Here is a 14261-nt window from a genome sequence, read left to right on the forward strand (position 1 = left end):
GCAGCGTCGCCTCACATCTGGTGGGGCCGACCTGCTTCGTCGAGTACTCAGCGCTGCCGCAGCCGACGGGCTGACCGACGTCTCCCTTGTTGTGAGCGATGCGAATCCGGCGCGCCGGGTCTACGAGAAGCTCGGTTTCCAACTGACTGACACGTCGCTGACGGTAGTAGTGCCCTGATCCGCCACCCCGCCGACAACAATGCGGAGGTGACCGAAACATGTGGTGCCCAATGCGGATTCTCCTACGACCTCGGTCAAGCCGCGATCGCTGCAGAGTGCGTCCAAGATCGGGTCACCGAGGTCGTCACAATCTTGCGAGACCTCGCCACTTTCAACCCGCAGAACCACGCTACTTTGCTGAAGACCCACACACCTCGCCGGGCAGTTCTGTGCCGACGTCGAAGCCCAGGCATTCGACCCCGTTCGTTCAGCTCGGGTTGACAGGTCAGTCAGGAACGTCTGTGCCCGTGTGGGTTCTCGTCAGTGCGCGTGCGTAGACGTTCTCGAGCGCGGTCACTGCGGCCCGTCGATCCACGTGGTCTGGGTCGAGGCGGTGCTGAATGTTGATACCCAGCGTTCCGCCCAGGAGCGCCACTGCCACCGCGTCCGGGTCAGCGACGGGCGCCGAAACGGACCGCAGGTAGTCGGCGTAATAGCGGCGCAGTGTCCGATACTGCTCGGCGTAGGTGTCGCGCACCGGGGAATCCTTGCTCGTCGCCTCGAGGAGGATCGTCGCGAAGATCCGCGCCTCGGGCTGCGACATTATTGCGAAGTTGGCTTCGATGAGTGCCGCGACGCCCTGTTCGGGTGCAGCTGCGAGGTTGTCTCGCAGCTGGGTCAGCGCCCACCGGAACGATTCCTCGACTACTGCGCGAATCAGTCCGTCCTTCGATCCGAAGTGCCATGCGACTGAGCCGCGGCTGATACCTGACAGTTCGGCGACGGCTTGGATCGACATGGCTGTGGCCCCACGTTCGGCCGCGAGTTCGGTGGCAGCCGCGACGAGTCGCCGCCGTGTCTCCTCGGAGATTTCCTGCTTGCGTGTCGATGCCATCGTGTCTTCTGCCTCGTCCTGGATCGCTGTGAGCGCGTGGCGGGGCGAGCCTGTGCTTATGGCCGGGGGCCTCACGCTGGACGTTCTATGTTAGCGGTCCAGTGATCGGATAACCGTCCTCGATCGACGCTGCAGACGGGTTCTCGCAGGTGGGGCAACCTCTTCTCGCTATCCCGTCCGGCCGGTCCGAGGCAGATCGAAGCGCTGCCCGGGCAGTCAAGCGCAGCACTCCCCGGTCGCCAGACCCTTGCCTATGTCACTCGTCCAGTTCTATGCTGACCGTCCAATAACTTAGTTGGAAGGGTGTGAGTGATCGTGCAATTGATCGACTTGACGCGGACGTTGGACCCGGCGGATCGCGATCTACTGCCGGAGCAGCTGCGGCCGTTGGCCGCAGTAGTCGCGCCGACCGTGACCTACGCGCATCCGGCCGGTACGGGCCGGGACGAGTTCGCGGCGGCGATGCGGTGCTCGGTCGAGGATCTGCCCGAAGGTGAGGGGTGGGGCTCGGAGATGCTGACAGATTTCAACACACATCTCGGTACGCACGTCGACGCGCCGCTGCACTACGGATCCACCTGCGAAGGCAACCCGTCCCGCACGATCACCGATATCGCTCTCGATGAGCTGTGGTGCGAGGCAATCGTTCTCGACCTCAGGGATCGCTGCGCGGCGAACACCGCCATCTCGGTCGACGCGCTCGAACAGGCGCTGGCGGAGAACGGGGCCCCGATCCCGGCCGGCGGCGCGGTCCTGCTCCGTACCGGGCAGGAGCGATTCACCCTGGCCGACCGGGAGTTCTTCCAATACCCGGGAATGAGCCGCGAGGGCACGTTGTTCCTCGCCGAGCGCGGCGCCAAGGTCCTCGGGACCGACGCCGCCGGCTGGGACCTGAGCTTCGCGGTGATGGCGCGCAAGTTCGAGGAGACCGGCGACAACTCGGTGCTGTGGGACGGACACCGAGCAGGTCGCGAGCGCGAGGTCTTCATCGTCCAGCAGATGACGAATCTCGCCGCGCTGCCACCGTCCGGGTTCCGGGTGGCGTTCTTCCCCATCAAACTTGCCCGCGCCAGCGCCGCACCCGCCCGCGTCGTCGCCTTCGTTTGAGTTCGCCACACAGTGACCCGACCATGAAAGGAACTGATCACCAATGAAATTGGCGACCATTGAGTACGAGGCATCCGAGCAGACCGCGCTCGTGCTGGAGGACGGCGGAACACTCCTGCTGCTCGGCCGAGCGCATGGCCTGATGACGGGGGAACCTGCCCCGGAGCTGTCCACCATGCAGCGCATCATCGACGGCGGCGACCCCGTGCGAGCGATGCTCGATCGGATCGCCGCCGCATCCCCGGACGAGGCCGTCATCGAGGCGGGCGAGGTTCGCTGGATGTCGCCCCTCCCCCAGCCCGTGCAGATCCGCGACTTCGGGTGCTTCATGGACCACTTCCGCAACGCCAGGGCGCGAATCCAGGGCATCCCTGTCAGCGAGGTCGAGCTCCCCGCAATTCAGCTCGAGCGCCCGCTGTACTACGTCGCCAACCGGCTGTCGGTGACCGGTCACGGCTCGGAGGTGAGGTGGCCGGCCTACTCGAAGGTCAGGGACTACGAGTTGGAGTTCGCCTGCGTGCTCGGCCGCGGTGGAATGGACATCCCCCGCGAGCATGCTCACGACCACATCTTCGGCTACACCATCTTCAACGACTTCAGTGCCCGGGACACCCAGCTCGAGGAGATCTCGACGGGACTCGGGCTGAGCAAGAGCAAGGACTTCACGGATTCCAACGTGCTGGGTCCGTGGATCGTCACGGCCGACGAGGTGGGCGACCCGTATCGGTTGCAGATGGTCGCGCGGATCAACGGCGAGGAAGTGAGCCGCGGAACCAGTGCCGACATGCACCACAGCTTCGCGGACATGATCACGTTTGCCTCCACCTCTACCCGGCTGCACGCGGGCGAGGTGTTGTGCTCGGGCACGGTACCGACTGGTTGTGGGCTCGAGCACGGCCGCTATCTCGAACCCGGCGATGTGATCGAGCTCGAGGTCACCGGCCTCGGCGTGCTGCGCAACAGGGTGATGGCATGAGCCGGGATGTGATGGTGTTGGGAGTCGGCGCCACTCCCTTCGGCCGGCACCTGGACAAGACCGCCTCCGACCTGGTGGGCGCCGCGGCGGCTGACGCGCTGACCGATGCGGGCATGGAACGCTCCGATGTGGGTGCGGTCTTCCATGCGACCGTCAGCCAGAAGGCTCTCGACCACCAGCACATGATCCCGGGCCAAGTTGCGTTGCGCCCGCATGGATTCGTCGGGGTGCCGGTGGTGAACGTCGAGAACGCATGCGCCGGCGGCGCGACTGCGCTCTGGTTGGCGATCGCTCACGTCCGTGCCGGACTGTCGGAGGTCGCACTGGCCACCGGTGTCGACAAGCTCGTCTGTGCTGACCCCGCGCGGGGATTGGCCGTCTTCGACGGTGCTCTCGACGTGGCGAACCGCGACGACGTTCTCGCGACTCTGGCGGCGCTCGCCGACCCTCTCCCCCCGCAGCTCGACACCGCGCCCGGGGACAGGTCGGTCTTCATGGAGGTCTACGCGGCGCTGGCCCGCGCGCATATGCAGCAGTACGGCACCACCGAATCGCAACTGGCCGCCGTCGCCGCCAAGAACCATGCCCACTCGGTGCACAACCCTCGCGCTCAGTTCCGCAGATCGTTCACTACCGACGAGGTACTGGCCGCACGGCGCGTCGCCTGGCCGCTGACCGTTCCGATGTGTTCACCCGTCAGCGACGGTGCTGCGGCAGTCGTTGTGGCGAGCGCCGAGTTCGCAGGCCGGGCCGCATCCAATGACCGCGCAGTCGCGGTCCTCGGCAGTGCGCTGGTGTCGGGCACCGACCGAGTCGCAGACGACGCACACAACCACATCGGGCGTCGAGCCGCCCTCGCCGCCTACGAGCAGGCGGGTGTTGGGCCGGGCGACGTCGATGTCGCCGAAGTGCACGACGCGACCGCATTCGGCGAGATTCAGCAGGTCGAGAACCTCGGCTTCTGCCCGATCGGAGACGGCGGACAGTGGTCGGCCTCGGGCGCCGGCGCCTTGGGTGGCGCTCTCCCCGTCAACCCGTCCGGAGGCCTCGAATCTCGCGGGCATCCGGTGTCCGCCACCGGTCTGGCGCAGGTGTTCGAGTTGGTCACACAGCTTCGCGGTGGCGCAGGCGAACGCCAAGTACCCGGTGCACGAATCGCTATCGCCGAGAACGGCGGTGGTGTCTACGGCATCGAAGAGGCGGTGGCCGCCGTCACCATCCTGGGAGACACACGATGAAATTCTCTGCGGAAGAATCGAATCCGAACATGGAGCCGGGGTATGCGGAACTGATTCTGACCGCTCTGTGGCGGCACCCGGATCATGTCGCGTTCCGCTTCACCGACGACCACGGCCAACGGCAAGTATGGACGTATCGCGACACTGCCGAGCGGATCGAGCGCACAGCCACTGTCTACGGGGAACTCGGCTTGGCCCCGGGACGCGGCGTCGCGCTGCTGTCCGGCCCTCGACCAGAGGCATTCACCGTAATGGTTGCCGCGTGCCTCGCGGGCTTGCGATACGTCGCGCTGCACCCGCTGGGAACGGCGGAGGCCGACCGCGTCGTCCTCAGGGACAGCGCCGCAGATCTCTTCGTCGTCGACGACTCCCGGTTCCCCACACGAGCCGACCAGGCGGGAACAAAGTCCATCACGATGGCTGCACTGACCCGCCGCGTCGCCGAGGCACGGCCAAGTCCCCAGGACCCACGAGGGCCGGCTCTGTACCTCTTCTACACAGGCGGGACAACGGGAGAACCGAAAGGCGTAATGCTGCGCGACCGGTCACTCGTCGCCAATGCGTTCGCCTGTTCCACCTGGGCGTGGCCACAGAACACCAACTTCCTGATCACCACACCGATGTCGCATGCGGCGGGCCTGTTCGTGGCTCCCGGTCTGCTCCGGGGCGCAAGCTTCGACGTGCACGCATCCTTCGACCCGGACAAGGTCATCGACGCGATCGAACGTGACGGCGTCTCTGCATCGTTCCTCGTCCCGACGATGCTGTATGCGCTGCTCGACCACCCACGTGCCGCCGACGCCGACCTTTCAGGGCTCCGCTGGATCCTGTACGGGGCCGCGCCCACCGACCCGACGCGTCTCGTCCAGGCGCGTGAGCTGTTCGGACCGATCCTGAGCCAACACTACGGACAGGCCGAGGCCCCGAACGCGCTGACGGTGCTCGACCCCAGCGAGCACCGCAACGATCCGGCCGTCCTCGGCAGCTGTGGACGTCCGATGCCGGGCGTCGAGATCGCCATACTCGATTCGAACGGCCGGGAACTTGCGACCGGCGCAGCCGGAGAACTGTGCGCCCGTGGGCCGTTGGTGATGGACGGCTACTGGAACAAGCCCGAAGAGACAGCAGCGGCGCTCAAGGGTGGATGGCTCCACACCGGTGATGTTGCACGCCGCGACGAAACCGGGCTGATCACGATCGTCGATCGCATGAAAGACACCATCATCACCGGCGGCTTCAACGTCTATCCACGCGAAGTCGAGGACGCCCTCGGTACCCACCCCGCAGTCGCGGCGAGCGCGGTCTACGGCCTACCGGATCCACAATGGGGCGAGGCCGTTACAGCCGCGGTTGTCTTCCACGACGGCCACACCGCCACCGCTCGGGAACTCACCGAACACGTCCGCACCACAAAGGGGTCGGTCTGGGCGCCCAAGCGCATCGACGTGTACGACGCCCTACCGACGACACCGTTGGGCAAGATCGACAAGAAGGCTCTCCGACACACACATCCGGCGCAGTAAGAAACTTTGCCGGCGGCTGAGTCATCATGGCTTCCAGGCCAGCCGCGGACGGACAGTGGGGCTGTGGATACCGGACCAGCCTTCCGGTCGGCTGATGCGTTTGCGGTAGGTCGCATCGTGCCGCCGGAAGGCCCGTCCGCTCTGTTCGACCCACACCGGACGGGCCAGCGCCTACAACGTCATGACGCGCAACAGTTGGCTTCCGTCGTGGTAACGGTGGGCGCGGTACCCGGGTCGATGGCGCTTGTGAGTCCTGCATCGACTGGGAGAACAATTCCGGTAGTCCAGCGCGACTCGGGTCCAGCCAAATAGCGGACCGCTTCTGCCACATCCCATCCCGTGCCCTCGGTTCGAAGCGGTGCAGCCTCGGCCCGGAGTCGACGCGCATGCTCGTCCAGCCCCTGTGCGTCCATCAGCGGTGTGTGCACCAGACCGGGCGCGACGGCATTGACCCGGATCCCGTCGGGACCGTGCATCGCGGCCATGGCTTGGGTGAGGCTGAGCAGTGCCCCCTTACTGGCCGAGTACGCGACCGACGGGTGACCGCCGCGCAGTGCTGCGACCGAGGCCATGTCGACGATCGCTCCGCTGCCGGCCATTGCAGGAATCAAGTATCTGGACAGTAGAAGCACCGAATCGATGTTGATACGCAGACACGTTCGCCAAGCATCCAGGTCGATATCCACCACGCTTCCAGCGGGGCCGGTGACACCCACGTTGTTTACCAGGATGTCCACCCGGCCGTGCTGCGCGAGCACGTCGGCGGCGAGGCCGCGGCAGGTTGAATCATCAGCAACGTCTGCGACGACCGCCGAGACGTGCACACCGAGAGAGGCACACATCTGAACGGTGCCTTCGAGATTCGCCCCAACGTTGTCGACCAGAACGACATGGGCCCCGGACCGGGCGAGTCGGACAGCGCAGGCACGGCCGATGCCGATCCCAGGCCCACGCGAACCGGCGCCGCTGATGACTGCAACTTTGCCCGACAAACGGTCATCGAGCATGTCCAGTTCAGATTCGCTGCGCACTGTCACTCCAGTAGTATTCACGCACATCCTTCTTCAGTACCTTTCCGTTCGAACTGCGTGGCAGTCGATCGACTACATCGATCCGTTTCGGGGCCTTGTAGCTGCCGAGCTTGTCCTTACATCTCCGAATCAGAGCTTGCCGGTCGAGAGTGGCGCCTTCGTTGAGCTCGACGACTGCTACCACCTGCTCTCCCCAATCTTCATGCGGCACACCAACTACCGCACAGTCCTGGATTGCCGGTTCCGACCACAGGACTTGCTCGACTTCGCTTGGGTATACGTTGAGTCCGCCGGTGATGATCATGTCCTTCTTGCGATCAGTGATGTAGAGGTAGCCGGCATTGTCCAGGTGGCCGATGTCGCCAGTGTGGAGCCAGCCCTCGACGACGGTCTCGGCAGTCTTCGTCGGCTCGCGATAGTAGCCCTGCATGAGGAGGTCTCCGGCTACACACACTTCGCCGCTGCGCCCCACCGGTAGTGGATTTCCTTTGTCGTCACGGATTTCGACCTTCACAAACGGTCCTGGGCGGCCGCAGGAAGCGAGGATGCCGTCGGTGCGCAGCCGGCCGTCGACAAGATGCTCCTCAGGCCGAAGGAAAGATATGGCACCGAAGGCTTCGGTCTGGCCGTAGAACTCGATGAGGGTCGGGCCGAAGACCTGGATCGCACGACGCAACTTCTCCTCGGACATCGGTGCCGCACCGTAGATCAGATAGCGAAGGGATTCGAGACAGTAGTTCTCCTCTTCGACCATTTCGAGCAACCGGTAAATGACCGTCGGAGGCAGAAATACCTCTGTCACAGAGAACTTCTCGATAGCGGACAGCACCGCCTTCGGTTCCGCCCGTTCGATCACCACCACGGTTCCGCCACGAGCGGACACCGGGAGGCTGAGCATGCCCGCCGAATGAGTCAGAGGGGCGGCAGCGAGATTGACCACAGATTCGTCAGCGTCGTACGTAAGGCCCAGCATGAAGTGAGCGAACGTGACGCCGAAGGAGCGATGCGTGTTCACAACGCCCTTCGGCCTTCCTGTGGTTCCTCCGGTTGCCGAGATGGAGACCACATCGTCAGGTCGAACATGTATGGGCGGTGTTGTCTTCGGCATCTCCGAGCACCAATCGATCAGCGAAGGTTCGTCTCCGAGTGGTGCGTCGATACACACCAGCAGACGGACCTTCCCCAGTGCACGGATCCGGTCGACGATCGAGATCATGGTGCTGTGCACGAAAAGTACGGTGCAGTCGAAACTGTCGATAAGATCGACCAGAACGTCCTGCGAGCTGGACGGGTTCAAGGGAACCCAGACCATTCCGGCCCTCCACGTGCCCAGGACGGTGATCCAGGCCAGTGGATCGTTCGGGGCGATGACACCGATCTTGGCCTGGGCAGGCAGATCGGCGTCGAGCAGCGCATGAGCAATCCGGCAGGACAGCTCACCCGCCTCGTCGTAGGTCCAGGTTCCTCGCTCACTGACATAGGCGGTGCGGTGTCCACCCATACTCCAGCCGCGGTCGAACATGTCGATAACACTCACGAATCGGTCCTTCCGAGAATGGTGACTGCAGCGACGGCCTCCTCGTACCCGAGGAATCCGCCTCCGTTCTCGGTCAAGCCGATCCGAGCATCGGCGACCTGCCGGGCCCCCGCTCTGCCGCGCAACTGCTCGACGAGTTCGAAGATCTGACCGAGTCCGGTCGCGGCAAGGGGGTGTCCTTTCGATTCGAGCCCGCCTGATGGATTGATGGGGATTCGCCCCCCAATGGCGGTTGCTCCGTTCGCCGCCTCCATTCCTCCGCTGCCGGGCTCACACAAACCCAACATCTCACTCACCAGAATCTCTGCGAATGCGGTCGCATCGTGTACCTCTGCGACGTCGACATCTTCCGGACCCACACCTGCTTGTTGGTAGGCGGCACGCCCCGCAACACGGGTGATGTGTCGATTCCAGTCGCCGGGATCGCGATCGTGACCGGACACCACCACGCTGGCCATCACATCGACGGGATCGGGGACGCCGAGCTTTCCGAGAGCCTCGGCGCTTCCCACCACAACCGCTGCTGCGCCGTCAGTGAGCGGGGCACACATCGGCACCGTCAGCGGCGGCGCGAGAGGACGTGCGGCGAGCACATCGCGAACCGTCATCCCTGCTCTGTAGAAAGCACGTTCGTTGTGGACGGCATGCAGGTGGTTCTTGGCGGCGACGGCAGCGATCTGTTCTGCAGTTGTACCGAACTCGCGCATATGTGCACGCGCAACTGCCGCATAGATGTCCATGAACACGGAGCGCTCACCGATGGTGGAGTCATCGATGTCGCCGCCGAGCTCGGCAAGGGTCTCGACGAGGGTTTCGGGCCTCGAGGTGTCGTACGCTCCGTCGAACACCGCCATCGCACGGGCACGATCACCGACATTCATCTTCTCCGCACCGACGGCCAGCGCGATGTCAGCGAGCCCCGCCCTGACGTGAGCGACCGCAAGGTGGAAGGCACTTGTTCCACTGGCGCAGGCATTCTCGACGTTGAAGATCGGGATTCCACCCAAGCCGAGTCTGCGCAGGGCAATCTGTCCGCCAATCATGTGCTGACCTTCCAGCGGCGATTGCGTGGTGTTTGCATAGAACGCGACGTCGATATCCGACAGGGAGAGAGCAGCGTCAGCGACCGCGGCATGCACAGCCTCGGCGGCGAGGTCGGCCACGGAGCGGTCCCGGTGGCGGCCGAAGGTAGTCATTCCTGCGCCGGCTATCTGAACGGAAGCAGAGTTGGAAGCAGTGGTCATGGTCAGTCCTCGAGAGGTTTGCGGGCGGTCTCCGGCATGGAGACGAAGGTCAAGAAGGTGATGGCGGACAGGGCTGCGATGTACCAACTGAACAGTGAGGTTCGACCCGAATCGATCAGCCACGTGGCGATGTAGGGGCCTGTTCCACCGAAGATCGCCACTGTGAGCGCATAGGGAAATCCGATACCGAGGACGCGAATCCGGGAGGGGAAGAGCTCGGCCTGGACCGCCGAGGCGATGGACGCGAAGCACGCCAGCGCCGCCATGCCGGCACACTGCACGACAAGCAGGCTCCAGAAGCTGTTCGACAGCATCGCCAACAACGGCACCGTGCCCACGGTGAAGGCGAGGGAGCTGGCATACAGGAAGGGCTTACGGCCGATCTTGTCGGATGCCCATCCGCACACGGGGACGACAGCCCAGAAGAAGATCAGGGAAATCAGTCCGATACGGATCGACTCTGCCCGGTCGAATCCAACCGTGATCTGCGCGTACGTCGGCAAGAACACAACCCAGGTGTAGAAGGCGACAGATGGTCCGAGTTGCATCCCCACCACCTGCAGAGTCCGACGGGGATACTGCCTGACGAAGTCGAACACTCCAGACTTCGCAGCGCCTCCCGAAGGCGCTTCACCCGTGATGAGGGTCTCCACACTGCTACGGCGAATCCAGATGGCGCACAACGATGCCGCAGCGCCGATCAGGAACGGTACACGCCATCCCCATGACTCCATAGAGGATTGATCGAGGATTCCCGAGAGCAGAGCAACAGACCCGACAGCTGCAACATTGCCGGCCGTCGCGCCCAGATAGAAGAAACTCGAGAAGAACCCCCGCCGGTTCGCAGGAGCCGACTCGACGAGAAATGCTGAGGCGGAACCGTATTCACCGCCCGTGGACAATCCCTGGAGCAACCGCGCCGCAATGAGAATCACTGGAGCGAGAAGGCCGATCTGATCGTACGTAGGAGACAACCCGATCAGCAGGCTGCCGACTCCCATCAACGCAACAGTGGTTTGAAGCGCCTTCTTCCGCCCGTAGCGATCACCGAGTCGGCCGAGGAACACGCTCCCGAGCGGACGCATGAAGAAGCCGACCGCAAAGACCCCGAGTGCTGCCAGCAACGGGACGAGACTACCTTCACTGCCACTGGGAAAGTACTGCTCGGCAAAATAGACCGCCAGCAGCGAGTAGATGTACCAGTCGTACCACTCGATGAGATTTCCGACGACAGCAGCAGCGATTTGCCTATACGGGCGTTCCACTGCTGAGACGTGGGATACCTCGGCAACCTTCGATTCCATACACATGCCTCCGCAAGCTCGAGTTCGCATGACCGCTCTCGCCTGTGATGACGGTCATGTTCGCTTGAACAAGCATGTGGTGACACCGCCTGCTAGTCGACGGGCACCAGTCCGAAGATTATTGGAGATTCGAACAATCCATCGCCGTCAATCGATGCCGATTTCGAGCGCCCAGCTGAGCCCGATGATCACGTCGGTGCACTCGAGGTCGACATCGAGCAGTGCCTGGATCTTGTTCAACCTGTATCGGAGCGTGTTCGGGTGCACCACGAGGGCCGCAGCGGCAGATTGGACATTGCGGCGATGCTCGAGAAAGACCGCAAGCGTGCCCTCCAGCTCACGAGATGAACGGTCCTGTGCCCGTATGGGATTGAGATATCGATCCCGTAGCCACTCGCCAACCACGGGGGCGCACCGTGCAGCTGCCCGCCAGGTCACATCGTCGAGTGTGTAGACCCCCGGCACGCCGCGAGGTGCTGCCACGGCGTACACCAGTTCGGCGATCTGCATCGCCGCTGCGGCAGAGGCGGGCTCACACGATGGCCCGAGTGCAACAACACCGAGCCGGCCGGGGTCGGGCTTTCGGGGGCTCAGCCCGATGCAACGCTCGTCCCACACGCATGTCAGCGCCGCACGATCGCCGCTTCTTCCCGTCGATTCGAGACGTTGCCGCAGAGTATGGTGACCTACACCGTCGATTGGTCGTGCAATGAGGGGATGGTAGGAGCTTGTAGGGGACAGCCCGTGCTCCGAAGTAATCACCGAACCGAACGAGCCGGTGACCACATCGCGAATGAAGTTCGTCCGCGCTCTGTCCTCCTCCAACGCGTTCTCGATCCCGATACGTTGGTAGGTCACCGCGGCCTGGCTGATGAAGTGGTCCCCGAGACGCCAGAGCAGGCGTGCACCAGCGAGCACCTGGGCTGGATCGACCTGTTCCCGAGCTGCCCACTCGTTGAACCGTTCATAGATCACGGTTATCGACAATCGGTAGCCACGGATGATGTCCTCGATCGGGATTCCCTGCGCGGCCCGCTCCGCGGTCGTACCAGTGGCCTCTGCCACGGTCTCGGGAGCCGGGACGTCTCCGCACTCGAGGACCTCGGCCGAACGCATCACGTTGCGGTGGAGCGAGTTCCTCAGGTCATCGACAGGAATCGCCCGGTACGAGGGAATCTCATTCATCCCGCGGTCGATGCAGTCCTCCGTGATGCTGTCGACATCACGTCGCATCATCGACGCACCCTCGGCTAGGACACGTAGTGTGCGCTCGTCAAGCATCCATTCCTGCCCGTCCATTCTCGCGACATCGGCATAGAGACTGCATCAGCCGGGTGACGACAACAATAGGACGAGGGCTGGCAAGAGGCACGAGGGGTCGTCTCGACTCATCATCAGGGATGCACCGAAGTGAGACCGTTGGCCCACTCCGCGTCGCGAGGACCTCTCGTTCTGGGCACCGGCTCTACTGGTCGAGGTCGGCGATGACCACGGCGCGAATCTCGATCTGCTGGAAAGCACGTCGCGGCCGTGCGGCGGAAGCGAATCCCACACGATCCGGTGAATCGACAGCCCCGATCGCCCCGCGCATCGCGTGCCGTGGCATGCCGCCACTCAATCCGAATCCCGAGTAGGACGCCACTCGTCGACGGGTTGGCCCGAGCACGACGCCGAGATGTTCGCGTCAGCTAGCCACACGGGCATAACGTACCGACGACCCCCACGACCCGATCGTCATCGACCTGACGGCACTGATCGACGACGAGATCGAGCTCAGCCCACCCGCGGACCCGGAGCTGCCGTTCCAGCCCAGGCCGAATGGGCTATGGTCCGTGACCAACTCTCCGAACTGGAGCGGCAGGGAAAGCACCTGTCCCGCAACCTGACGGCCGCCGAAAAGGCGCTGGCCAACGCACAAAGCACTATCTCCGCGACGACGGCGAGACCCTCTACCAGTACATCAGCACAGCCACCGCGCAACTGAAGCGGATCCGCTCACAGTGGCGCACACTCAACGCCCGCGAGCGTGTGCTCCGCAACGAGACCGTCTCAGATCCACACCCCGATCTCGGCGAGCCGCGCGCGCAACCGCTTCAGGTGCCCTCCGGGCCAGTACACCTGGCCGCAGTCGTTGCAGCGACTGAACCGCCGCTGTTCGCGCAGCACTCCGCCGGGGACACTCCCCCGCGCGAGTGTGGGTGTCGCGGGCACGATGAGGCCGTTGCAGCGGGCGCACCGCGTGAGCGGTGCGATGCGCCCCTGTAGCCGGAACCGGTCCAGGACTTCGCGCAACTGGAGCCGGGAGTCGGTCTGGTGCAGGAAGCCACCGTGGACCAGCGCCGCACGCTCGAGCAGCCCGATGTCGCGTGTGAGCAGGATGCGATTCTCGTTGCGCGACAGCGCGAGTAGCTCGGCGTCCGTACGGTCGTTCGCGTATGCGCTGTCGAAGCCGAGCAGCCGGAGATACCGGGCGAGCCGTCCGAGATGGACGTCGAGGACGAACCGCGGCTCCCGCATCGGCGGGCGCAGCGGTGCGACGCCACCGGCGTCCAGCCCGTGGAAGGTCGGATACACGGCGACGCGTTCCCCGCCGGACAGTCGGTGGTCGAACCCGACCGGCTCACCGTCGACGAGGATCAGATCGACCTCGGTGTGCGGCACCCCGAGGGACTCGATCCGGTCCTTGACCGACGGGGTGCCGTCGAACTGGTGCTCGATCGTGTGCTTGCGTTGCGGAGACTGCAGGAAGTCGTTCAGCTCCTCGTAGAAGCGGAACTCGCACCGATGCGCAGCCATACCAGCTCACCACAGAACGCGATTCGAACCCTTCGTCGCCGATCTACTTGCAGGACACTAACTTCCCGAACCATATGGGCGGGTGATGATCTCCAGGTTGTGGCCCGCCGGGTCGTGGAAGTAGACCCCGCGGCCGCCGTCGTTCCTGTTGATCTCGCCGGGCCTCGACTTGCGCGGATCGGCCCAGTGCTCCATGCCGCGCTCGACGATCCGACCGTAGATGCCGTCGAAGTCCTCCTCGCTGACCAGGAAGGCGTAGTGCTGTGGCAGCACGTCGGTCGGCAGATCGGCGAAGTCGAGCGTGACGCCGTTGTCGAGTTGGACGGCCAGGAACGGACCTCCGGCCACCGCGTCGGGCAGGTCGAACAGTGAGGTGAAGAACGACGCGGACACCTGCTTGTCCCGCGCATAGACGATCGTGTGATTGAACGAGATGGTCATCGAAGACCCC

At 64.2% G+C, this 14261-nt stretch carries 13 protein-coding genes; 5 read left to right on the forward strand and 8 right to left on the reverse strand.

What is annotated here, in order from left to right; translation table 11 throughout:
- The first annotated feature begins 31 nt into the window (after positions 1 to 31).
- Positions 32 to 178: a GNAT family N-acetyltransferase gene (locus ACQ5DX_RS12635; protein WP_430335635.1), complete on the forward strand. Its 147-nt coding sequence runs from the start codon at positions 32 to 34 to the stop codon at positions 176 to 178.
- A gap of 267 nt (positions 179 to 445) precedes the next feature.
- On the opposite strand, the gene ACQ5DX_RS12640 is transcribed toward ACQ5DX_RS12635, so the two are convergent.
- The gene (locus tag ACQ5DX_RS12640; protein ID WP_430332953.1) at positions 446 to 1054 is read right to left on the reverse strand and encodes a TetR/AcrR family transcriptional regulator; all 609 of its coding nucleotides are present in this window, start codon (positions 1052 to 1054) and stop codon (positions 446 to 448) included.
- A gap of 315 nt (positions 1055 to 1369) precedes the next feature.
- On the opposite strand from ACQ5DX_RS12640, the gene ACQ5DX_RS12645 reads away from it, so the two are divergent.
- The 4 genes from ACQ5DX_RS12645 to ACQ5DX_RS12660 are packed head-to-tail and all read left to right on the forward strand — an operon-like array spanning position 1370 to position 5898.
- Positions 1370 to 2161 (forward strand): cyclase family protein, encoded by a 792-nt coding sequence (locus tag ACQ5DX_RS12645; protein WP_430332954.1) that lies wholly within the window; start codon positions 1370 to 1372, stop codon positions 2159 to 2161.
- A 43-nt stretch (positions 2162 to 2204) separates the two neighbouring features.
- The gene (locus ACQ5DX_RS12650) at positions 2205 to 3137 is read left to right on the forward strand and encodes a fumarylacetoacetate hydrolase family protein (RefSeq protein WP_430332955.1); all 933 of its coding nucleotides are present in this window, start codon (positions 2205 to 2207) and stop codon (positions 3135 to 3137) included.
- On the forward strand, positions 3134 to 4375 hold the full coding sequence (locus ACQ5DX_RS12655; RefSeq protein ID WP_430332956.1) for a thiolase family protein: 1242 nt from the start codon (positions 3134 to 3136) through the stop codon (positions 4373 to 4375). Before ACQ5DX_RS12650 ends, ACQ5DX_RS12655 begins: the two co-directional genes overlap by 4 nt.
- Positions 4372 to 5898, forward strand: coding sequence for an AMP-binding protein (locus ACQ5DX_RS12660; protein ID WP_430332957.1), 1527 nt, complete (start codon positions 4372 to 4374; stop codon positions 5896 to 5898). The genes ACQ5DX_RS12655 and ACQ5DX_RS12660 overlap by 4 nt, the downstream gene beginning before the upstream one ends.
- A gap of 179 nt (positions 5899 to 6077) precedes the next feature.
- On the opposite strand, the gene ACQ5DX_RS12665 is transcribed toward ACQ5DX_RS12660, so the two are convergent.
- From ACQ5DX_RS12665 to ACQ5DX_RS12695, 7 genes are all read right to left on the reverse strand, one after another.
- Positions 6078 to 6935 carry an SDR family NAD(P)-dependent oxidoreductase gene (locus tag ACQ5DX_RS12665; protein WP_430332958.1) on the reverse strand — a complete coding sequence of 286 codons (858 nt, stop codon included), beginning with the start codon at positions 6933 to 6935 and terminating at the stop codon, positions 6078 to 6080.
- Entirely contained in the window at positions 6913 to 8466 is a 1554-nt protein-coding gene (locus tag ACQ5DX_RS12670; protein ID WP_430332959.1) for a class I adenylate-forming enzyme family protein, read from the reverse strand. The genes ACQ5DX_RS12665 and ACQ5DX_RS12670 overlap by 23 nt, the downstream gene beginning before the upstream one ends.
- Complete coding sequence (locus ACQ5DX_RS12675) at positions 8463 to 9710, reverse strand: thiolase family protein (RefSeq protein ID WP_430332960.1); 1248 nt, start codon at positions 9708 to 9710, stop codon at positions 8463 to 8465. The genes ACQ5DX_RS12670 and ACQ5DX_RS12675 overlap by 4 nt, the downstream gene beginning before the upstream one ends.
- A gap of 2 nt (positions 9711 to 9712) precedes the next feature.
- Positions 9713 to 11014: an MFS transporter gene (locus ACQ5DX_RS12680; RefSeq protein ID WP_430332961.1), complete on the reverse strand. Its 1302-nt coding sequence runs from the start codon at positions 11012 to 11014 to the stop codon at positions 9713 to 9715.
- 147 nt (positions 11015 to 11161) lie between these two features.
- Positions 11162 to 12313 carry a PucR family transcriptional regulator gene (locus ACQ5DX_RS12685; protein ID WP_430332962.1) on the reverse strand — a complete coding sequence of 384 codons (1152 nt, stop codon included), beginning with the start codon at positions 12311 to 12313 and terminating at the stop codon, positions 11162 to 11164.
- A 750-nt stretch (positions 12314 to 13063) separates the two neighbouring features.
- A complete protein-coding gene (locus ACQ5DX_RS12690; protein ID WP_430332963.1) occupies positions 13064 to 13810 on the reverse strand; it encodes a Mut7-C RNAse domain-containing protein in 747 nt (248 codons plus the stop codon).
- Positions 13811 to 13867: 57 nt separating this feature from the next.
- Complete coding sequence (locus ACQ5DX_RS12695; protein WP_430332964.1) at positions 13868 to 14251, reverse strand: VOC family protein; 384 nt, start codon at positions 14249 to 14251, stop codon at positions 13868 to 13870.
- Positions 14252 to 14261: the final 10 nt, after the last annotated feature.

It is taken from the genome of Rhodococcus sp. ACT016, assembly GCF_050477185.1.
Lineage (GTDB): Bacteria > Actinomycetota > Actinomycetes > Mycobacteriales > Mycobacteriaceae > Prescottella.

Excerpts from the sequence above, each read along its gene's own strand:
- ACQ5DX_RS12640 (WP_430332953.1), bottom strand. The coding sequence starts at position 1,054 with ATGGCATCGACACGCAAGCAGGAAATCTCCGAGGAGACACGGCGGCGA.
- ACQ5DX_RS12690 (WP_430332963.1), bottom strand. The coding sequence starts at position 13,810 with ATGGCTGCGCATCGGTGCGAGTTCCGCTTCTACGAGGAGCTGAACGAC.
- ACQ5DX_RS12695 (WP_430332964.1), bottom strand. The coding sequence starts at position 14,251 with ATGACCATCTCGTTCAATCACACGATCGTCTATGCGCGGGACAAGCAG.
- ACQ5DX_RS12660 (WP_430332957.1), top strand. The coding sequence starts at position 4,372 with ATGAAATTCTCTGCGGAAGAATCGAATCCGAACATGGAGCCGGGGTAT.
- ACQ5DX_RS12675 (WP_430332960.1), bottom strand. The coding sequence starts at position 9,710 with ATGACCACTGCTTCCAACTCTGCTTCCGTTCAGATAGCCGGCGCAGGA.
- ACQ5DX_RS12655 (WP_430332956.1), top strand. The coding sequence starts at position 3,134 with ATGAGCCGGGATGTGATGGTGTTGGGAGTCGGCGCCACTCCCTTCGGC.
- ACQ5DX_RS12650 (WP_430332955.1), top strand. The coding sequence starts at position 2,205 with ATGAAATTGGCGACCATTGAGTACGAGGCATCCGAGCAGACCGCGCTC.
- ACQ5DX_RS12685 (WP_430332962.1), bottom strand. The coding sequence starts at position 12,313 with ATGGACGGGCAGGAATGGATGCTTGACGAGCGCACACTACGTGTCCTA.
- ACQ5DX_RS12680 (WP_430332961.1), bottom strand. The coding sequence starts at position 11,014 with ATGGAATCGAAGGTTGCCGAGGTATCCCACGTCTCAGCAGTGGAACGC.